The 19,543-nt window shown below is 68.6% G+C and carries 18 protein-coding genes and 1 tRNA gene; 8 read left to right on the forward strand and 11 right to left on the reverse strand.

The annotated features are described in order from the left end of the window. The first annotated feature begins 77 nt into the window (after positions 1 to 77). Together LT971_RS07325 and LT971_RS07330 are read left to right on the forward strand one after the other, a co-directional pair. A complete protein-coding gene (locus LT971_RS07325) occupies positions 78 to 1,268 on the forward strand; it encodes a glycosyltransferase family 2 protein (RefSeq protein WP_237006195.1) in 1,191 nt (396 codons plus the stop codon). Beyond that, complete coding sequence (locus LT971_RS07330; protein WP_237006196.1) at positions 1,261 to 2,202, forward strand: glycoside hydrolase family 26 protein; 942 nt, start codon at positions 1,261 to 1,263, stop codon at positions 2,200 to 2,202. Before LT971_RS07325 ends, LT971_RS07330 begins: the two co-directional genes overlap by 8 nt. Here the strand turns inward: LT971_RS07330 and LT971_RS07335 are convergent, their stop codons facing one another. Further along, a complete protein-coding gene (locus tag LT971_RS07335; protein WP_237006197.1) occupies positions 2,203 to 3,231 on the reverse strand; it encodes a succinylglutamate desuccinylase/aspartoacylase family protein in 1,029 nt (342 codons plus the stop codon). Positions 3,232 to 3,311: 80 nt separating this feature from the next. On the opposite strand from LT971_RS07335, the gene LT971_RS07340 reads away from it, so the two are divergent. Next, positions 3,312 to 4,649, forward strand: coding sequence for an ATP-grasp domain-containing protein (locus LT971_RS07340; RefSeq protein WP_237006198.1), 1,338 nt, complete (start codon positions 3,312 to 3,314; stop codon positions 4,647 to 4,649). A 27-nt stretch (positions 4,650 to 4,676) separates the two neighbouring features. Here the strand turns inward: LT971_RS07340 and LT971_RS07345 are convergent, their stop codons facing one another. Beyond that, on the reverse strand, positions 4,677 to 5,255 hold the full coding sequence (locus LT971_RS07345) for a DNA-3-methyladenine glycosylase family protein (RefSeq protein WP_237006199.1): 579 nt from the start codon (positions 5,253 to 5,255) through the stop codon (positions 4,677 to 4,679). Positions 5,256 to 5,465: 210 nt separating this feature from the next. On the opposite strand from LT971_RS07345, the gene LT971_RS07350 reads away from it, so the two are divergent. Together LT971_RS07350 and LT971_RS07355 are read left to right on the forward strand one after the other, a co-directional pair. Next, positions 5,466 to 7,448 carry a 3-hydroxyacyl-CoA dehydrogenase/enoyl-CoA hydratase family protein gene (locus LT971_RS07350; RefSeq protein WP_237006200.1) on the forward strand — a complete coding sequence of 661 codons (1,983 nt, stop codon included), beginning with the start codon at positions 5,466 to 5,468 and terminating at the stop codon, positions 7,446 to 7,448. Positions 7,449 to 7,641: 193 nt separating this feature from the next. Continuing rightward, positions 7,642 to 7,716: transfer RNA gene (locus tag LT971_RS07355), tRNA-Glu, on the forward strand. Positions 7,717 to 8,031: 315 nt separating this feature from the next. Here the strand turns inward: LT971_RS07355 and LT971_RS07360 are convergent. From LT971_RS07360 to LT971_RS07370, 3 genes are all read right to left on the reverse strand, one after another. Beyond that, complete coding sequence (locus tag LT971_RS07360) at positions 8,032 to 9,366, reverse strand: hypothetical protein (RefSeq protein ID WP_237006201.1); 1,335 nt, start codon at positions 9,364 to 9,366, stop codon at positions 8,032 to 8,034. Beyond that, positions 9,363 to 9,977, reverse strand: a complete 615-nt coding sequence (locus LT971_RS07365; protein ID WP_237006202.1) for a hypothetical protein — start codon at positions 9,975 to 9,977, stop codon at positions 9,363 to 9,365. The genes LT971_RS07360 and LT971_RS07365 overlap by 4 nt, the downstream gene beginning before the upstream one ends. Positions 9,978 to 10,069: 92 nt before the next feature. After that, entirely contained in the window at positions 10,070 to 11,707 is a 1,638-nt protein-coding gene (locus LT971_RS07370; RefSeq protein WP_237006203.1) for an acetate--CoA ligase, read from the reverse strand. A gap of 183 nt (positions 11,708 to 11,890) precedes the next feature. On the opposite strand from LT971_RS07370, the gene LT971_RS07375 reads away from it, so the two are divergent. The 3 genes from LT971_RS07375 to LT971_RS07385 all read left to right on the forward strand — a co-directional run bounded on the left by LT971_RS07375 (position 11,891) and on the right by LT971_RS07385 (position 13,374). Then, entirely contained in the window at positions 11,891 to 12,112 is a 222-nt protein-coding gene (locus LT971_RS07375) for a hypothetical protein (protein WP_237006204.1), read from the forward strand. After that, a complete protein-coding gene (locus tag LT971_RS07380) occupies positions 12,099 to 12,488 on the forward strand; it encodes a hypothetical protein (protein WP_237006205.1) in 390 nt (129 codons plus the stop codon). Before LT971_RS07375 ends, LT971_RS07380 begins: the two co-directional genes overlap by 14 nt. 532 nt (positions 12,489 to 13,020) lie before the next feature. Then, positions 13,021 to 13,374: a hypothetical protein gene (locus LT971_RS07385; protein WP_237006206.1), complete on the forward strand. Its 354-nt coding sequence runs from the start codon at positions 13,021 to 13,023 to the stop codon at positions 13,372 to 13,374. Between the two features lie 60 nt (positions 13,375 to 13,434). On the opposite strand, the gene LT971_RS07390 is transcribed toward LT971_RS07385, so the two are convergent. The 6 genes from LT971_RS07390 to LT971_RS07415 all read right to left on the reverse strand — a co-directional run bounded on the left by LT971_RS07390 (position 13,435) and on the right by LT971_RS07415 (position 19,519). Further along, positions 13,435 to 14,448, reverse strand: coding sequence for a 3-oxoacyl-ACP synthase (locus LT971_RS07390; protein ID WP_237006207.1), 1,014 nt, complete (start codon positions 14,446 to 14,448; stop codon positions 13,435 to 13,437). After that, on the reverse strand, positions 14,445 to 15,611 hold the full coding sequence (locus LT971_RS07395) for a branched-chain amino acid ABC transporter permease (RefSeq protein ID WP_425293270.1): 1,167 nt from the start codon (positions 15,609 to 15,611) through the stop codon (positions 14,445 to 14,447). The genes LT971_RS07390 and LT971_RS07395 overlap by 4 nt, the downstream gene beginning before the upstream one ends. 115 nt (positions 15,612 to 15,726) lie before the next feature. Beyond that, on the reverse strand, positions 15,727 to 16,695 hold the full coding sequence (locus LT971_RS07400; RefSeq protein ID WP_237006208.1) for a branched-chain amino acid ABC transporter permease: 969 nt from the start codon (positions 16,693 to 16,695) through the stop codon (positions 15,727 to 15,729). Continuing rightward, entirely contained in the window at positions 16,692 to 17,387 is a 696-nt protein-coding gene (locus tag LT971_RS07405) for an ABC transporter ATP-binding protein (RefSeq protein WP_237006209.1), read from the reverse strand. Before LT971_RS07405 ends, LT971_RS07400 begins: the two co-directional genes overlap by 4 nt. Continuing rightward, entirely contained in the window at positions 17,384 to 18,160 is a 777-nt protein-coding gene (locus LT971_RS07410) for an ABC transporter ATP-binding protein (RefSeq protein ID WP_237006210.1), read from the reverse strand. The genes LT971_RS07405 and LT971_RS07410 overlap by 4 nt, the downstream gene beginning before the upstream one ends. After that, positions 18,161 to 19,519: an ABC transporter substrate-binding protein gene (locus LT971_RS07415; protein WP_237006211.1), complete on the reverse strand. Its 1,359-nt coding sequence runs from the start codon at positions 19,517 to 19,519 to the stop codon at positions 18,161 to 18,163. Between the last annotated feature and the right edge of the window lie 24 nt (positions 19,520 to 19,543).

Below are 19,543 nucleotides of genomic sequence, written 5' to 3' on the forward strand. Positions count from 1 at the left end.
GATGGTCACCAATCGGATAGTTTACAATATGGTAATGAACGAGTAATCTAGGTACCACTAACAGAAGGAGACATGGGATGGAGTTAGTCGCTGTCACGGGGTCGATATTGCTGTGGGTCGTGATGGCGCTGTACCTCGCCGGGAGTCTCTACTGGCTCTACGAAGTACTCGGGTTCGGTGTCCGCTACCGCCCGCCACCGGCAGTCTACGGGCCGACAGACGTGCAAGTCCGCATTCTCACTATCGACAACGAAACCGTCGTCAGACGCACCGTTGAGGCGCTTCCTGGGACCCTCGACGACAGGCACGTCGTCGCCGAGGCACCGATGGATGTGCCCGACGCGTCGGTCCACGTGGTTCCGGAGGACTTCGAGTGCGACGCGACGAACAAAGGACGCGCCCTGGAGTGGGCGCGCCGCCACGTGGACTGCGACCGCGAATTCGTTCTCTACCTCGACGAGGACAGCCACCTCCGGGAGTTCTCCGGCCTCCCCGACGCCGACGTGGTCCAGCTCACCGAGCGCCCGCGCCGGACGACGAGTCTCCTCTGCCACCTCGCGGAAATCAACCGCATCGGCTTCCAGGTCGAACAACGCGCGTTTGCGGACGTGGCCGTGCCGCTGTACGCGTGGGGCGGCGGTCTCGCCGTACGGAAGTCACTCGAAGACCGTATCACGTGGGACTACCCGACGGTCATCGAGGACACCGTGTTCCTCTGGCGCGCCCACGTCGAAGCGAACGCGACGTACGCGTACGTCACGGACGTTGTCTCCAACCAGTCGCCGCCGAACCTCCGGGCGATGTTCCGCCAGCGCCGCCGGTGGATTTCGGGCGCCCGCGAAGATAACGACCTGCTCTCGATAGACCGCGTTCTGATGTACGGTATCCGTGACCTCTCGTGGTCCGTGACTGGCCTGATTCCCGTGATTACCGTCGTGTCCCTGCTCTCTAGCGTCGACGTTGTGTTCCTCGGCGTCTACCAGTTGCTCGCGGTATCACTGCTGGCGCTGATGTACGTCTGGATCGTGCTTGGCCTGCTCGTCCACCGGCAGTCGCTACCGCTCACAGTCGCGACGCTCGTCCTCGCACCCGTCACGACCGTCCTGCACTCCATCGGCGCGCTCTGGGGTTTGGTCTCACCGCCGGACACCTTCGAGGTGACGGAGAAAGTAGCTCACGAGGAGGCAAGCGACACGGACCCCAGCGACGGCCCCGGCGAGACACCCACCGACGCACTCCCCACGGAAGACCCGGTCTCCGATGAGTGAACGACTGGTCGGCGTGTTCCCCGGAGAAGACAACTCTGTGGCGAACGCGAAAGCGCTTGACGCGTGGGCCGGCGGCGCACTGGATGTCGCGGTGACGTTCGTGCGCGCGGGTGCTTCGCGCGCCGACCGACGTGCGTTCGTCGACCACACGCTCACACCGCTGTGGAACGCTGGCTTCACGCCGCTCGTGACGTGGGAACCGTTCTCGCTCGTGTCGGGTGGCGAGTCGCTCGCCGACGCGGTACGTGCTGGGAGCACTACGCGCGATTGGGCCGACAGCCTCGCCGCGTGGGTGGCGGCGTCGCCCGACGACCGCTCGCTGTTCCTGCGACCGGCCCACGAAATGAACGGGTCCTGGTATCCGTGGAGCGCGGGTGCCGGCGTCTCGCCGACGGCGTACGTCGACTTCTGGACGGCACTTCGCGACGTGTTCGACGCTCACGGACCACCCGCCGATGCCGTGTCGTGGGTGTGGTGCCCGAACGCCGACTCCGCCGACGACACCGACCTCACTGCGTACTATCCAGGCGACCAGTGCGTCGACTGGGTGGGCGTGGACGGCTACAACTTCGGCGCCAGCAGGGAGTGGAGCGACTGGCGCTCGCCCGCGGAGATTTTCATACCGGCGTTCGAAGCGGCCTGTGGTGTCAGCGACCGCCCCCTCGCAGTCCCCGAGTTCGGGTGCTCGTCGGCCGCTCCGACCGGAAGTGACCCGGATCGGAAGTCGGCGTGGATCGCGGACGCGTTCGCGCTGTTCGCGGACGCGGGCGTCGAACTCGCGGCGTACTTCGACTACGACAAGGAGACGGACTGGGCAGTCTGCACACCCGAACGCGGCGTCGCAGTGCCGGAGACGGCCCGCGTTTGCGACCGAGAGTACGCCGTCTATCCCGAGTTCCGGCGCGCCGCGCAGCGGTTCCGTGGCGACGCGTAGTCAGTCCGGCCGCACCGGCATCGTCCCGGAGCGCTGCCGTTCGACTGCTCGCCGGGTGCCGTCGTCGAGTTCGACGAGGTGGCAGAGCGGATTCCCGGGGTAGACGACCGGATTCTCCAGCGCACCGACGAGCAGCCCCGTGAACGGCGCCTCGACCGCGACCGACTCGGTCTTGAAGGGGTTCGTGATAGTGCAGACGCGCTCGCCCTCCCGCACCAGGTCGCCCTGGTCGGCGTGCATCTCCACGAGGCCGCCGGCGTCGGCGCGCAGCCACGTCTTCTCCTCGCTCTCGATGACCGTCCGCCAGCCCGGCCAGTTGACGGGCTCCGAGGGGTAGACGCCGTACTCCGCGAGCACGCTGGCGACGCCGTCGAGCGCGCGGTCGATGAGCCGTCGCTGGAACCGGTGGGCTTCCCCCATTTCGACGGTGATTGTCGGGACGCCGGCGCGCGTGGCTTCCCGGCGGAGGGTCCCGCTGGACCCCTCGCTGTCGATGATGACGTTCGACCCGAACGAGCGCGCGAGCCGGTCGACGTCGTCGTCGTCGTCGTCCATCTCGGCGCGCACGTGCAGCATGTTCGTCCGCCCCCGGGTGGAGGTGTGGAGGTCGACGCCGAGGTCGCAGGGCTCGACGAAGTTCTGGAAGAGCCGGTGGGCCATCCGTTTCGCGCTTGTCGACCCGGCCTTGCCGGGGAACGACCGGTTCAGGTCGCGGTCGTAGACGGGGAGGTAGCGCTGCTGGGCCATGAACCCGGGGACGTTCACGACCGGCAGACACACGAGCGTCCCGTGGAGGTTGCTGTGCGGCCAGTCGTGGGCGACCTCCCGGACCACCTCGACGCCGTTCAGTTCGTCGCCGTGGATGGCGGCGGTCAGGAACACGGTCGGCCCGTCGTGGTCGCCGTTCACGATGGAGACGGGCACGCGAACGGGGTCGCCGAGGTACGTCTCGCTGACGCTGTACCGGATGTCCGCGCGTTCGCCGGGCGCCACCCGGCCGCCGTCGTACGTGAACGCCCCGTCAGTCATTACCCGGAGTTGGCGGCGAACACACAAAAGGGGGTGGTCCCACCGGCACCGTTTTGCCGGACCCGGGCGTAGTCGGAACAATGGACGACTCTGTCTCTGTGGGCGTACTTAGCCTCCACAACAGCAAGGAGACGAAAGCAATCGTGAACGCCGTCGATGACCTCGGCCACCACGGGGTGTGGCTGCGGGAGGACAACCTCGCTGTGGACATCGAGGACGGCCGCGCGGTCCTCGACCCGGACGTGGACGTGGTGGCCAACCGGCTGTTGCTGTCGAAGACCGAACAGCCCGCGGAGCTGCTGGGGCTGGCGCTCTCCATTAGCCGACTGCGGCCGACGCTGAACCGACCGGAGAACGTGCTCACGGCGTTCCACAAGTTCGCCACCGCGACGACGCTGGCGGGGACGGGCGTCCAGTTGCCGGACGCGACGCTCGCGCTGGACACCGACCGGCTGAACGCCGAGAAGGCGAAGTACGGCGACGAAGTCGTCTACAAGACCGCCATCGGCACGCACGGCGGCGGCACGTGGAAGATCTCCGCCGACGAGCAGGTGAACGCGCGCGTCGGCGACCGGTTCGCGTTCCTCCAGGAGCTCATCGACCGCGACGAGGAGCGCCACCGCGACCTCCGGGTGTACGTGGTGGACGACGAGATCATCGGGACGATGCGGCGGTACGCGCCGGACAACGACTGGCGGACGAACGTCGCGCTCGGCGGCGCCGTGGAGGCTGTCGACGACCTGCCGGACGCCGCCGCCGAGGCCGCGCTGGAGGCCGCCGACCTCCTCGGACTGGACTACGCCGGCGTCGACCTCGTGGAGGGCGCCGACGGCTGGCACCTCCTCGAAGTCAACCCCACTGCGGGGTTCAAGGGGCTGTTCGAGGCGACCGGCGTGAGTCCGGCGCCGTACATCGCGAAGCTCGCCATCGAGACGGCCGGCGGCGAGGTGGCCGACGCGGACGTCGAGCAGGTCGCGGCGACGCTGGACGATTCGACGCCCGAGGCGGCCGCGCGTGCGCCGTCGTCGCCACGGAGCACCGACCCGGCGGTCGTCGGCTACACCGAGGACGTGCTCATTTCGGGGACCAGCGGCACCGAGCGCGTCGTCGCCAAGTCCGACACCGGGGCGTCCCGCACCAGTCTGGACACCCGGCTCGCCGCGAAAATCGGCGCCGGCCCCATCAAGTCGATGACGAAGATCCGGTCCGGGAGCGTCAAGTCGGGGAAAGCCCGGCCTGTCGTGGACGTCGTCGTGAGCGTCGCCGGCGACCGGCACACCGTCGCGGCGTCTCTGGAGGACCGCGAGCACATGGACTACTCGCTGTTGCTCGGCCGGGACATCCTCCAGCACTACCAGGTGGACGTCCAGCGGCGTGTCGACGGTGAAGACCAGACGGACGAAGAAGAAGAGGAGTAGTAGTCAGTCCCCGGCAGACCCGTAGTCTCACCCTTCGTACGCCCGCCAGACGTACAGCGAGGCGTACGACCGGTAGGGCTGCCAGCGGTCGGCGGCGAGGTCGCGCATCTCTGCCCGGGTCGTGTCCTCGCCGAACAGTTCCTCCATGCCCTTTCGGATGCCGAGGTCGCCGACCGGGAACACGTCCTCGCGGCCGAGCGCGAACAGGAGGAACATGTCGGCGGTCCAGCCGCCGACGCCCGTGATGGCGGTGAGTTCGGCTCGCACGTCGTCGTCGCTAAGCTCTGCGAAGTAGTCGTGGTCGTAGCCGTGCTCGCGGAACGCCTCGGCGACGTTCCGGACGTAGTCGGTCTTCTGACTCGACAGCCCCGCCTCGCGGAGCACCTCGGAGTCGGCGGCGGCGATTCCCTCGGGGGTCACGTCGACAGCGTCGAAGAGGCGCTCGCGGATGGCGGCGGCAGCGTCCATCGACACCTGCTGGCGGACGATGGCGACGACGAGGCGCTCGAACGGGTCGTCGTGGGGGTCGAGCGCGAGTTCGCCGTGCTCGTCGACGAGCGGTCCGAGGGAGGGGTCGTCGCGCAGGTGGTCGTGTGGGTCGCTCATGGACGTGGTGTGTCGCGCCGGTGGCTTACGTGGTGCGCTCCCGGCACGGCTCCGGCTCCCTCGCGCGTGAACTGGTGTCCAGTTCCGTCACTAGAAGCCCGCCGCGAGTGCCGCCGAGCACCCGGACGCTTTCCACGGTGGACAACTCGTGGAACGTTTACACGTGCCGAGAGGGAAAGCTTCAACGGGGCAGCCGGTGACCACTGTGGCATGGACGTAGACGACATCGACACCATCGCAGTGCTCGGCGCCGGCAACATGGGCCACGGCATCGCGGAAGTCGCGGCCATCGCCGGCTACGACGTACACCTCCGGGACATCAAAGAAGAGTTCGTGCAGAACGGTTACGACCAGATCGAGTGGTCGCTCGGGAAGCTCGCCGAGAACGACCAGCTCGGCGAGGACGAGGCCGACGCGGCCCTCGACCGCGTGACGACGTACGTCGACTTCGAGGAGGCCGTCGCGGACGTCGACTTCGTCGTCGAGGCGGTCCCGGAGAAGATGGAGATCAAACAGGACGTCTACACGGAGCTCGAGGAGTACGCGCCCGAGGACGCCGTGTTCGCGACGAACACGTCCAGTCTCTCCATCACGGACCTCTCGGAGGTCACGGAGCGTCCCGAGCGCTTCTGCGGGATGCACTTCTTCAATCCGCCGGTGCGGATGCAGCTCGTCGAGGTCATCTCCGGCGAGTACACCGACGACGAGGTGCTGGACCTCACCGAAGCCCTCGCCGAGGACTTCGGGAAGACGCCGGTGCGCGTCCGCAAGGACTCCCCGGGCTTCGTCGTGAACCGCATCCTCGTCCCGCTCCTGAACGAGGCGGCGTGGCTCGTCCACGACGACGAGGCGACCATCGCCGAAGTCGACTCCACGACGAAGTACGACATCGGCCTCCCGATGGGCGCCTTCGAGCTCGCCGACCAGGTCGGCATCGACGTCTCCCACGACGTCCTCGACTACATGGAGAGCGTGCTCGGCGAGGCGTACGAGCCCTGCCCGCTGCTCGTCGAGAAGGTCGAAGCCGAAGCCCTCGGGAAGAAGACGGGCGCCGGCTTCTACGACTACGGCGAGGACGGCGAGGGCGCCGACGTCCCGACCGACCAGATTCGCGAGGACGTCGCCGACCGCCTCACCGCCGTGATGGCAAACGAGGTCGCGAAGCTCGTCGGCGGCGACGTCGCCGACCCCGCCGAGATCGACGAGGCCGTGATGCTCGGCGCCGGCTACCCCGAGGGCCCCGCGAAGATGGCCGACTCGGCCGGTATCGCGCACCTCCACGAGACGCTCACCGACGCCCACGAGGCCAGCAGCCACCCCCGCTACGAGCCCGCCGACACCCTCGCCGAGATGGCCGAGGCCGGCGAGACGTTCCACGGCAGCGGCGACGAGGAGGAAGCCGGTGACGGCCACGACTTCGACGCCGTCAGCGTCTCTGTCGACGGCAACGTCGGCCACGTCGAACTCGACCGTCCGCACCGAATGAACACCATCAGCGGCGAGCTGCTGGACGACCTGTCGGCCGCCATCGACGTGCTCGGTGACGACGAGGACGTTCGCGCCATCCTCCTGACGGGCGCCGGCGACCAGGCGTTCTCCGCGGGCGCCGACGTCACCTCGATGGCCGGTAACGCCGACCCCATCGACGCCGTCGAGCTCTCCCGGAAGGGCCAGCAGACGTTCGGGAAGCTCGAGGCGGCCGACGAGCCGGTGCTCGCAGCCATCGACGGCTACTGTCTCGGCGGCGGGATGGAGCTGGCGACCTGTGCCGACATGCGGCTGGCCACCGAGCGCAGCGAACTCGGGCAGCCCGAGCACGACCTCGGCCTCCTCCCGGGCTGGGGCGGCACGCAGCGCCTGAAGCACATCGTCGGTGAGGGCCGCGCGAAGGAGATCATCTTCACCGCCGACCGCTTCGAGCCGGAGACGATGGCCGACTACGGCTTCGTCAACGAGGTCGTCGAGAACGACGAGTTCGAGGACCGCGCGTGGGAGCTCGCCCGCGACCTCGCCGCCGGCCCGCCGATCGCCATGAAGTACACGAAGCGCGCGATGCTCGCGGGCCGCGACGACACCGACGCCGGCCTCGAGGTCGAAGCGCAGTCCTTCGGCCAGCTGATGAACACGCAGGACCTCATGGAGGGCGTCAGCGCGTTCTCCGCCGACCGCGACCCGGACTTCCAGGGCGAGTAACGCCACAGCCACCACCCGGTCTATCGCTGTTCGCTGTTCCCGGTTTCTCGTCGCCACCGAACCCACTGGAACCTGCTGGTCTGGCGAGAACGACCAAAACGGGGTACCGAAGCCGAGAAATTCCGGGAGTTCGCTCCGACGACTCCGATTGGAGAGATTTATACGTCAGCGGTCGCTCGTTTCGGATGCAGACGCTCGGTTGGTGTAGTCCGGCCAATCATGTTGGCCTTTCGAGCCGACGACCAGGGTTCAAATCCCTGACCGAGCATGCTTCTGAGGAACGTAGTGACGAAGAAGAAGCGCAGCGAAGGGTTCTGAACCCTACCAGTCGCGCGCAGCGCAGCGAGCACGTCTGGTATCGGTTCAAATCCCTGACCGAGCACTTTTCGAGCGAAGTGAGAAAAGCGCGCAGGGAAGGGATTTGGAGTAGAGGAGTCGCAGCCGCGAACGGAGTGAGCGGACCGTCTCCGCGTAGTTCAAATGCCCGGCGCGGCGAAGCCGCGCCGTGGTCACCTCGCTGCACTCGCGTGACCCCTGACCGAGCATTTCTCTCTGTGACTCATGCTCGCTAGCCCCGGCGCCGTCACTCGCCGTTGGCGTCGAGTTCGCGGGCGACGCGGTCGGCGACGGCCGGCACCTGCTCGGCGGCGTAGGCGACGTAGGTGTACCCGCCGGCTGCGCGAACGACGCTGCGGTCGTTGGCGTGCTCGCTGAGTAGGTTCCGGTCCCGGTAGTCGATGTGCCGTCGGAGACCGGTCGCCAGCTGCTCGGCGAGCAGGCTCTGCCGGTCGGATTCGAGGCTATGGACCGCGTCGACGGCGGTCTGGCGGGTGTTCCGGACCGTCGCGACGTCTGGGGGCGTGCCGTGTTCGCCGGCCTGGATGGCGTCGGCGCTGCGAGCGACGACGAGCGAGCCGAGCAGCGCCCGGGTGTACTCCCGGACGGCGGTTGCGTAGTTGGAGCGTGCGAGCGCAGCCTCGGCGCGCTCGATGTCGGGGTGCGGGACGGCAGCCTCGAAGAGGTCGTGGGCGGCCGTCGCGTTGCTGACGTCGCTGTCGAAGATTTCGCCGGGCTCCGGGTCGCCCTCCAGGTACGGCGCGACTTCGTCGACGGTCTCGTGGTAGACGTCGTCGAGTTCGCCGGCGGCTCCCGCGATGGCGCCCCAGTGGTCCGACAGCCCGTCGTCTGGTCGCGCCTCGCGCAGCCCACGGACAGTGGCCACACCGGCGTCGGCGCGCTCCAGGTCTGCGGCAACGTCGCCGACTTCTCTCGGAGCCGTCTCCGGGTTCTCGGGGAACGACTCGTTCGGCCGAAGCCACCGCCTCGCGGTTTCGAGGCGTTCCTCCAGTTCCGCTGCGACCGCGAGCGCATCCAGAACGGTCTCCCCGCGGTACGGTCGCGCCCTGCGTTCGGTCCGGTAGTCGTCCTCGACCCGGCGGCGCCACCGGGCCGCGTCTGCGGCGTCGAACTCGCCGCTGGCGGCGCGGTACGCGAACGCGGCTGCGGCGGCGTCGTCGCGGGCGTGCTCCCAGGTGCCCACGTCGTCCAGCGTAATCGGGTCGTCCACGTCGTCGGTGTCAGACAGTCGGTCCGCCGCGTGCTCGTACTCGTGTCTGACCGCGGTCTGGATGGCCTCGTTCGGGAACGACGGGGATTCTGGCACGCTGTCGAGGAGGTCGGTCGCTCGCCGGCGGTGCGCATCGACCAGCGATTCGGGGACTGGCGCGGGGTACACTGCCGACGTCTCCACTCGCGAGGTTCGAATCGTCTCGGCGAGGTCGGCGACGTCGTACTCCGGGAGCGGGTCGTCGTCGCTCCCGCCGCCGACGAACGGGACGCTCGAACAGCCGGCGAGCGCAGCGAGTGCCGACGCGCCGCCAGCCGCGAGGACGCCACGGCGCGAGAGGCGGCGAGTCACTCGCTGTCACCTCCGACCGGAGTGAGTGGCTCGGCCTCGTCGTCGCAGGTGCTGTGCACGGACCGCCTGCCGATCCGGGGGTCGTCGCCCGGGAACGGCAGGCGGACTGCCAGCACGAATGTGTGCTCGTCGTCGCGCTCGCAGGCCACGTCTGGCGGCTGTAGCTGTCGACACACCTCCAGCTCCAGTTCGTCGCCCTGCCGTCGCACGTCGGCCAGCTTGAGTGTCTCACACCCACCGACGGTTCTCGACCAGAGGTAGACGCACTCTCGCTGGAAGTCGGTGTCCGCGACGAACGTCCGGAGCGAGGCGGCCGCCTCGGCGTCCGGATCGAACGAGATGCTCCCCTCGGCCAGCGGCTCGGTGACGAGCGCGCCGCCGACTGGTCGCTTCGGGCGGTTCGCTTCGTCCTCGTACTCCTCCAGCCAGAACGGCGCGAAGACGCGCTCCTCGCGCACCGTCGTCGTCTCGTAGTCCGTGACCGGGTCGCCCGGGTCGCGTCGCTGGTCGGTGTCGAGTCGGTCGGTGCTGTCGTTGCAGCCGGCGAGCGCGACCGTCGTCGCGGTGGCCGCGACTGCGCGGAGGGCTCGCCGCCGGGACCACTGCGGCATCGGGTCGAACGTCTCGGCGGGCTGGCAAATGCGTTGTGGGGATTCTCACCGCGCCGGCGAGCACGCGGTCGAGCTCGTGGCTCTGCCGTGGCTCACTCCCCGAACTTCGACTGCTCGCGCTCCCGGAGTTCGATGCGGCGGATCTTCCCACTGGAGGTGGTGGGGAGTTCGTCGACGAACTCGATGCGGCGGGGGTACTTGTACGGCGCCGTCTCCGACTTCATGTACTCCTGGAGCTCGTCGACGAGGTCGTCGCTGCCCTCGTAGCCGTCTGCGAGCACGACGTACGCCTTGACGACGTTCCCGCGCTCGTCGTGGGGGCTGGCGACGGCGGCGGCTTCGGCGACGGCGTCGTGCCCGACCAGCGCGTCCTCGACCTCGAAGGGGCCGATGCGGTAGCCCGAGGAGATGATGATGTCGTCGGCGCGCCCCTCGAAGAAGAAGTAGCCGTCCTCGTCGCGGCGCGCGAGGTCGCCGGTCCGGTAGTAGTCGCCGTAGAACGTCCGCTCGTCTAGCTCCGGGCTCTCGAAGTAGCCGTCGAAGATGGCGGGGGAGTCCACTGGCACCGCGATCTCGCCGGTCTCGCCGACCTCGACCTCCTCCTCGTCCTGCGTGTCGATGATGGTGGTGCCGACGCCGGGCGCCGGCTTCCCCATGCTGCCGGGCTTGACGTCGATGCCGGGGTAGTTCGTGACGAGCGCGACCGTCTCGGTCTGCCCGTAGCCGTCCCGGGGCGTGACGCCGAAGGCCTCCTCGAAGTCCGCGATGGGCTCGCGGTTGAGCGGTTCGCCCGCGGAGAGGGCTTCCTCCAGTGCGAGGTCGTAGTCGTCGAGGTCGTCGCGCTGCGTGAACATCCGGTACTGGGTGGGGACCGCGCAGAGCCGGGTGACGCCTTCGGACTCGAGGATGTCGAGGTAGGTGCCGGCGTCGAACTCGCCCTCGTAGACGAACTGGGGCGCACCGGTGACGAGCGCGACGCCGACGGGGCTCCAGAACCACTTCGCCCAGCCGGTGCCGGTGGTCGCCCACAGCAGCTCGTCCGCGAAGTCGGTGTCGCGGTCGACGCCCCACCAGTAGGGGCCGTTGACGCGCTCGAAGCAGTGCAGCCAGCGGTGCCGGTGCAGCACCGGCTTCGGGCGGCCTGTGGTACCGCTGGTGTAGTTGATAGACATCGGGTCGTCGGCACCCAGTTCGGGGCCGTCGTGGTCGGCCGGGCGTCCCTCGACCAGTGATTCGTAGGCCTGCCAGCCCTCTCGGTCGGGTTCGTCGTCGGCGTCGAGGACGACGACTGTCTCCAGTGGCGTCTCCTCGAGGGCCGGTTCGACCATCTCCGTCAGCGAGTCGTGGACGACGACGGCGGTCGCCTCGCAGTCGTCCGCCCGGAAGGCGACGTCTTTCGCCTGCAGCATCGCCGAACACGGCACGAGCAGTGCGCCGCGGGCGAGCGCGCCGGCCTGGATGGCGAACACCTCGGGGTGTCGGGGGAGCAGGTGCATCACGCGGTCGCCGTCGCCGACGCCGAGGTCGGCGAGGGCGTTCGCGAACCGCTGTGCGTCCTCGTGGACGTCGCGGAAGGTGCGTTCCGTTTCCCAGCCGTCTTCGTGGCGGAACCGGACGGCGAGTCGGTCGCCGAACTCGGCGGCGTGGTCGGCTAGCACGCCCGGGAGCGAGAAGTCCTCGGGTACGTTCCACTGGAAGGTCTCGACGGCTTCCTCGTACGTAGTTGACACGCGGTGTGGGTGCGACCGGCCCCGTATTCAATGTGCCGGCAACCCCCATGCCCCGGGAACACGAGTGCCGGCAAGTCGGGTCGCCGCTCTCAGGGGTCGCTCGCGTCAGACTCTCTGACACCCCAATGACAACAGAGTAACGTGTAACTAGGTTTAACTTCTCTGCGCTCCTGTCTGTACTCGATGAGCGACTCAGACTCCACCCGCGAATCCGTCGACGAGACGACGACCTGGCCCGACCTCGCAATCGGCCTCTACGACCGCCTGACGGGACGAAACGCGGAAATCGTCTACGAGTTCGAGGACATGCACGTCGACGTGCCCAGTGGGACCGGCGACGACGTCGAACACGCACCGTGGCACGTCGACGGGACGGTCCGCATCACGACCCGTGAACAGGAGTAGCGACCCAGACACAGCCACTCCGCTCACAGTCGAGACAGACATCGACGTGTCCGTCGCGGGCCGTCCAGTCGACGTCGACTCGACGGGCGACCGACTGCTCGTGGCCTTCCCGACCCTCGAAACCGCCCGCATCGCGGCCCGTGCCGGCGGGCCGAGCCGGATTCGGGCCGCGGCGGACACGCTCGCTACAGCTGACCTGACGGCGGAGATCAGGGTCCGCGACCGGACCGTCCTCGTCGTCGGTGCCGCGGCCCGACCCGGTTTCCTCTCCCGGCAACTCGACCTCACGCCGGCCGAATTCCGGCTCGGCGGCGCACTCGGTGTGCTGGGACGCGAACTCGGGGCACTCGTGGACGCCGTGCGCGAGCCGTGGTGACCGAGTGCGCGGGAAGGCCGCCCACTGAAGCATCCGCAGCCGGCGTGAGAGCCGGTGTGCCGTCGGGTGTCCGTCCGGTGTCGCCAGCCTGCGGGCACCGCTCGGGGCAGACCGACTGCCGCCGGAGCCAAGACAACTGTCACCACTCCACACACAGAGACAAAGCTTATTGTACCGGCCCCAATCTTTGCGGGTGAAGCGCGACTCGTCGCCAGCGAGTCGCACTCGACCCGAACCCGCCATGACCGCCACCACATCCCACCGAGAGCTCGCCTCCGCTATTAGCGGAGCGTCCGAGTGCTCTCTTGGGTACGTGGTGGCAGCAGGGTTCGGACCGAACGAGACGGCGTCCGCGTCCACCCTCGCCGCGTAAAAGCGGCACACCACCCCGGGGAGGACGCGGACGCCGTCACCAGTACTGTTACTGCTGTCGGCGTCCCGTCCTCCCCAGTCACGGGTGTTCGCGGACTGTCCGTCGCTGCTCCCGACGGGCGGTCCCGTCCCGGCCGAGTTCGACTCTCGGCGGGAGCGTATGGCAACTACCAGCCAGCTGGTTCGTGTCACCGCGGACCTGACGATGCAAGTCCCCCGTAACGCCACTGGCGACCTCGCGCAGGGCGTCACGAACGTCGTTCGTGGTGTCGACGCGGTCGCGAACGTCGACGATGTCGACGTCACCGACCTGCGGCCCCGACTGAACGACCTCCGGGTCGACGCCACGGTTGCCGTCGAGATGACTGTCGAAGACGCCCCCGACGTGGAGCGCGCGAGCCGGGACGCTTTCGGCGACGGCTTCGGTATCGAGGCCGTCGAGTCGGTGGACGCCGAGCGCGGCGCCGACAGAGCGACCGCCGACACTGGCGAACGGGTCCAGGAGTACGGCTAAGAGCCGACCTCGCTGACGAATCGGCCCTCCGCGCCGTGGACAGAACAGCGGTGGCGGCCGTCAGCCGCGCCACTCGAGGGCGGTCGCCGCCCACGTGTAGCCCGTGCCGGCCGCGAGGAACAGCACCGTGTCGCCGGCTTCGATTTTCCCTGCCTGCAGTCCGTCGTCGAGCGCGAGCGCCTGGTCGACGCTCTGGACGTGCCCGTACTCGTCGAGGTACTGCTGGCCGTCGTCACCGACGCCGAGCTCGCCCGTGAGGTGGTCGTGGAACGACCGCTTCATGTGCGTTAGCGCGACGAAGTCGAGGGCCTCGCGCGTCAGCCCGGACTTCTCGAGGGCGTCGTCCGCGACTTCGAGGAAGTTCGGGCCGCTGACGGGCGCGATTCGCTCCTTCATGTCGTCGCTGGCCACCGTGAGCGTGTGCAGGCCGGCGTCGACGGTCTCGTGGCTCGGCGGCTGTCTCGACCCGCCGGCGGGCATCACGACGTCCTCCGAGAAGCTGCCGTCCGTGATGGCGGCAGACTCGTGGATCACTGCACGCGCGCGGTCGCCGGCGCCGCGTTCGAGCACGAACGCCGACGCCCCGCTCCCGAAGTTGAACATGAACGAGGCGTCCTCGTCGCCGTAGTCGACGAGGTCCTCCTCGCGGCTCGCCGACACCAGCAGCGCGCGGTCGACGTCGCCGGTCTGGAGCTGGGCGCGCGTCTGGCGGAGCGCCAGCGGCGCGCCGGCGCACAGCGTGTAGCTCTCGGTCGCGAACGCGGCGTCCGCGCCGAGTCGCTCGGCGACGTTCGCGGCCGCCGACCACACGACGTGGTCCTTGTACTCGCTGCCGTGATAGAGCACGAGGTCCAGGTCGGCCGCGTCGACGCCGGCGTCGTCGAGGGCGTCTTCTGCGGCCTTCACGCTCATGTCGGTGACGTGGTCGTCGTCTGGCGGGCAGACGTGCTTCTCGGTGATGCCCATCTTCTCGACGACGACGTCCTCGGGGACCCCGCTCTCGGCGGCGATCTCTTCGCCGGTGACCGTGTCGTCCGGCGTGTAGACGCCGTAGCCAGTGAGCGAGACAGTCATCGGCGGAGCTTGGCGAGGTAGGCGGGTAGCTGTTTCGCGACGGTGCCGCCCAGCCGGTTCCGCACCCAGCCGAGCAGGCCGCCGGGGACGTACACCACGAACGCGACGAACACGGCGCCGAGGTACAGCGGCGCGTGGCCGTTCAGGAACACCTCGATGCCTTCACCGAACGTCATGCCGCCGACGAGCTGCGCCTCGACGACGCTACCGGGGAGGTACTCCCGGAGCAGCGGCAGCAGGCCGCCACCGGCGCCGGTCTTCGAGAGGAACTCGACGACCGACCGGTCGAACAGCCAGCCGTACAGCGGCCCGGCGAGCGTACCGAACCCGCCGATGATCGACGCCAGCAGCGCGTCGCCGCTGACGAGGAAGTACAGCGAGTTGTCCGGGGAGACCGACCGCCGGACGCCCGCGAACAGCGCGCCGGCGACGCCCGCGAAGAACGCGCTCGCAGCGAACGCGCCGAGCTTGTACCGGAACGTGTTGTAGCCGACGGCGCGGGCGCGCTCCTCGTTCTCGCGGATGGCGACGAGCACGCGGCCGAACGGCGAGTGCACCATGCGCTGCATCGCGAAGTAGCAGACGAGCACGACCAGCCCCACCATGTAGTACGAGACCTCTGTGGCGCCCAGGTCGAGGAACAGCCACTCGATCTCGTCGCCGCGCAGCGGCCCGATGGCGAGGTTGAGCGCGTCGACGCCCGGTATCCCGATCTCGAAGCCCGCAGGGTGGAGATCGTTGCTCACCGCGACGCCGTCACGAGGGTTCGAGGACAGGAAGCCCCAGTCCCGCATGAAGACGTACATCACCTGGGCGAAGCCCAGCGTGATCATCGCGAAGTAGACGCCGGAGAGCCGGAACGACACCGACCCGATGACCACGGCGAGCAGCGCGGCGAGCACACCGGCTAACACCATGCTCACCATGAACGGCGTGTCCGCGGGCAGCAGCGGCACCTTCCCGTTCGCGACGAGCACGACGAAGTACCCGCCGGTGCCGTAGAACGCGGCGTGGCCGAACGAGAGGTAGCCGGTGTACCCGGAGATGAAGTCGAAGCTCATCGCGAACAGCCCGAAGTAGAAGACGGCGGTCATCGTCTCGGGCCGGGGCAGGAACGCCCCCGCGACGCCCCCGCCGAGGGCGACCAGCAGCGAGTACAGCAGGGGGTAGACGCCGAACGCGGCGACCACGAGCAGGTGTGCGACGTGGTCGCGGGCGTACTCGCGCACCCAGCTCTCGTCCGTGTCGACCGCGGTCTCGCGGTCGACCGTCTCGGTGCTAATGACCCCCCACCTCCGCTTGACCCGCGATACCCTGCGGGCGAACCACAAGAACACCCACGAGGATGAGGAAGATCATCAGCTCCGAGATGCCGGAGAACGTGATGATGCCCTCGTTGAAGAAGTACGTCGTGACGCCGTCGACCATGCCGACGAGGACGGCTGCGATGACCGTCCCGCGGAAGGTGCCGAGGCCGCCGACGATGACGACGACGAACGCGGGGAGCAGCGTCTCCGACGCGAGCGGGACGCTGGCACCCCACGCGGGGTCCCACATCAGGAGCGCGCCGGCGAGCCCGGCGAGCCCCGCTCCGAGCGCGAAGACGACCGTGAACACCCGCCGGACGTCGACGCCGAGCGCCGACGCCATCTCGTCGTCTTCGCTGCCCGCGCGGACCACGAGCCCGTAGCGGGTCTGCGTGAGGAACGCCCAGACCGCGACGACGACGAGCACGCCGAACGCCACCTCGAACAGCTCGAGCGCGGGGATGCTCGCGCCGAGCACCGAGACGTTGCCGTCGACGAACGACGGCTTCGTCCCCAGCGCTGCCCGCCAGTCGGCGCGGGGCTGCTGGCCGTAGAACAGCACGACGATACGCATCAGCTCGTCGAGGACGAGCGTGACGCCGAACGTCAGCAGAATCTGGTAGATGGGCGGCCGGTCGTACAGCTTCCGGATGAGGCCCACCTCCATCGCGGCGCCGACGCCGCCGACCAGCGTCGTCGCGACCAGCGCCGCGACGACGAACCAGACAACTGCACCGAGGCCGCTGCTTCCGGCGGCGAACGTCACCATCACGAGGCCGGCGACGTACGCGCCGACCATCGTCAGCGAGCCGTGCGCAAAGTTCAGCACGCCGAGCAGCCCGAAGATGAGGGTAAGCCCGAGCGCCATCATCGCGTACAGCGACGCCTTCGCCATCCCGGACACGAACACTTCGACGACGGTTGCGAGTGCGCCGGTCATGCTGACAGCCTCTCGAATCGCTCGTCGTCGGTCGTCACGCCCTCGGTCGACCCTTCGTCGACGACCTGCCCGTGGTCGACGACGTAGAAGCGGTCCGCGAGGTCGAGCGCGAGCGGGAGGTTCTGTTCGACCAGCAGCAGCGTGGTGTCCTCGGCGACGGACTGGAGGGACTCGGCGACGTTCTCGACGATGAGCGGCGCCAGCCCCTCGCTGGGTTCGTCGACGAGCAACAGGTCGTTCTCGTTGACGAGGCCGCGGGCGATGGACAGCATCTGCTGCTGGCCGCCCGACAGCGTGCCGGCCTCCCGGTCCGCGAACTCGCGGAGGTCCGGGAACGCCTCGTAGGCCGTCTCCAGGCCGGCCTCCTCGTCGCTGCCCGGTGGCACCGACAGCCGGACGTTCTCCTCGACGGTGAGGTGCGCGAACACCCGGCGGTCCTCGGGAATCCACCCGACGCCGCGGTCGGCGACCTCGTGCGTTTCGAGGCCGACGAGGCTCTCGCCGTCGTAGCGGACGTCGCCCTCCCGTGGCGGTGTGAGCTGGAGAATCGACCGCAGGGTCGTGGTCTTCCCGACGCCGTTCCGGCCGACGAGGGCGACCACTTCGCCCGCCTCGACCTCCAGTGAGACGCCTTCGAGGACGTGGCTCTCGCCGTAGTACGTGTGGACGTCCTCGACTTCGAGCAGACTCATACGGTACCCTCCTCCTCTCGTTCGTAGCCGCCGAGGTACGCCTGTCGGACGTCCTCGTCGTTGCGGACGTCCTCTGGCGGGCCGTCGGCGATGACCGAGCCGCGGTCGAGCACGACGACGCGGTCGCTGACGTTCATGACGATGTCCATGTTGTGTTCGACCAGCAGCACGGCGTGGTCCGTCGCGACGTCCTCGATGAGGTCGACGATCTGGTCGACGCTCTCCGAGGAGACGCCGGCGTTCGGTTCGTCCAGCAGCAGGACGTCTGGGTCGCCGGCGAGCGCGATGGCGACCTCGAGTTGTCGGGCGGCGCCGTGGCTGAGGTTCTCGGCGGTCGCGTGCGCCCTGTCGGCGAGCCCGACGCGCTCGAGAATGCCGTAGGCTTCCTCGTAGTGTTCGTCGAACGTACCGACGTTCCGGTGGAACCGCCGGCCCGTGTCTGCGTCGGCCTGTGCCGCCACTCGGACGTTCTCGAGAACGCTGACGGTCGGGAAGACGTTCGTGATCTGGTACGACCGGTGGACGCCCATCCGGGCGGTCTCGGCCGGGCTGGCGCCCGTGACCTCCCGCCAGCCGTCGCCGTCGTCGCTCCGCAGTTCGACGGCGCCGTCGCTGGGCGACAGCACCCCCGTGAGGAGGTTGAAGAACGTTGTCTTGCCGGCCCCGTTCGGGCCGATGAGCGAGCACAGTTCGTCGCCGCCGAGTTCGAAGTCGACGTGGTCGACTGCGACCAGCCCCCCGAACCGGCGGGTCAATCCCCGCGTGCGTAACATCTACAGGTCGCAGGTCATCTGGTCGCTGTCCTCGGGAATTGTCGTTTCGTCCGCGGAGACCCGGGAGATGGGGTCGCTGGGTTGGATGGGTGCGCCCCAGACGTCCGCCCACTCGTCCGTGGTCGGCGTGACGTTCGCGACCGTCATCTCCGAGCGGGCCTGGTTGTTGTACTCCTGGAACGTGTACGCGCCCTCGCCCTTCGGGGTGTCCGTGACCGTCATCCCGGTGAGGCCGTCGACGAGGTCGGCCGGCTGCGTCGAGCCGGACTCCTCGACCGCCTGTACGATGGCGGACGCCGCCGTGAACGTCCCGCCGCTGAACAGGTCCGGGACGATCTCGTAGGTGTCGGTGTACATGTCGACGAAGCTGCTGTTGATGTCGTTGTCGTACTGGTTCCAGTGGTACCGGGTGGTGAACGGACCGGCCTTGACGCCGTCGAGTTTCTCCTCCGTGAGCGGTTCGCCGTAGACGCTCTTGAGGGTCTGGCCGAGGACACCGGTCGCGATCTGCGTCGCGAAGCCGCCGAACAGGCGGTACGAGTAGTCGCCCTGGAGGAACTGCGCGAACATGTTGGGCAGCGTCGAGACGGTGAACCCGCCGACGACGCCCTCCGCGCCGGCTTCTTCGGCGTTCTGCAGGAGGCCCTGCCACTCGCTGTGGCCGCGTTCGACGAACCGCTCGCCGACGATCTCGACGCCGGCGTCCTCGAGGACGCGGCGGTAGTTGTTCACGACCGCGCGCCCGAAGGAGTAGTCGGCGCCGAACAGGTAGACGCTGCTCACGTCGGACTCCTCGGCGACGTATCGACCGCCGCTGCGGGCGTCCATCGCCGTGGTCTCGTTGGCGCGGAACAGCTGTGGCGAGCACGTCTCGCTGCTGGACGTGAGGTCGGCGGCCGCTGCCGGCCCTGCCATGTAGGGGACGTCAGTCGCGGACAGAACGTTGTTCGCGACGCGCCGTGCGGCCCCCGAGGACGCGCAGCCGAACAGCACGTCGACGTCCTCGTCGCTCACGAGGTTGTTCGCGACCGACTGCGCCTCGTCGGCGGAGAACTGGGTGTCGCGGATGACGAGCTCGTAGGTCGTGTCGCCGACCTCGACCTCCTCGGTGCCCGTCTCGGGCTCCGCGACTGGGTCGGTGTCGCCCTTGTAGGCGAGTCCCGAGAGGAATCCCCAGAGGGAGTGCTGTCCGTAGTACGCGATGTCACCCGACAGTGGCTGCATGACGCCGATTTTCATGGTATCAGGACTGCTTGAGCCGCCGAGGCCGGCACAGCCGGCGACGCCGGCGAGTCCGGTGACGCCTGCTGCGCCCGCGGCTTTCAGTACGCTCCGTCGTGTCGTGCCAAACTCCGGCATACCACGCATGTCTGTTACGCTTCG

The sequence above is a fragment of the Halobacterium rubrum genome, assembly GCF_021729015.1.
In the GTDB taxonomy this organism is placed as follows: Archaea; Halobacteriota; Halobacteria; order Halobacteriales; family Halobacteriaceae; genus Halobacterium; species Halobacterium rubrum.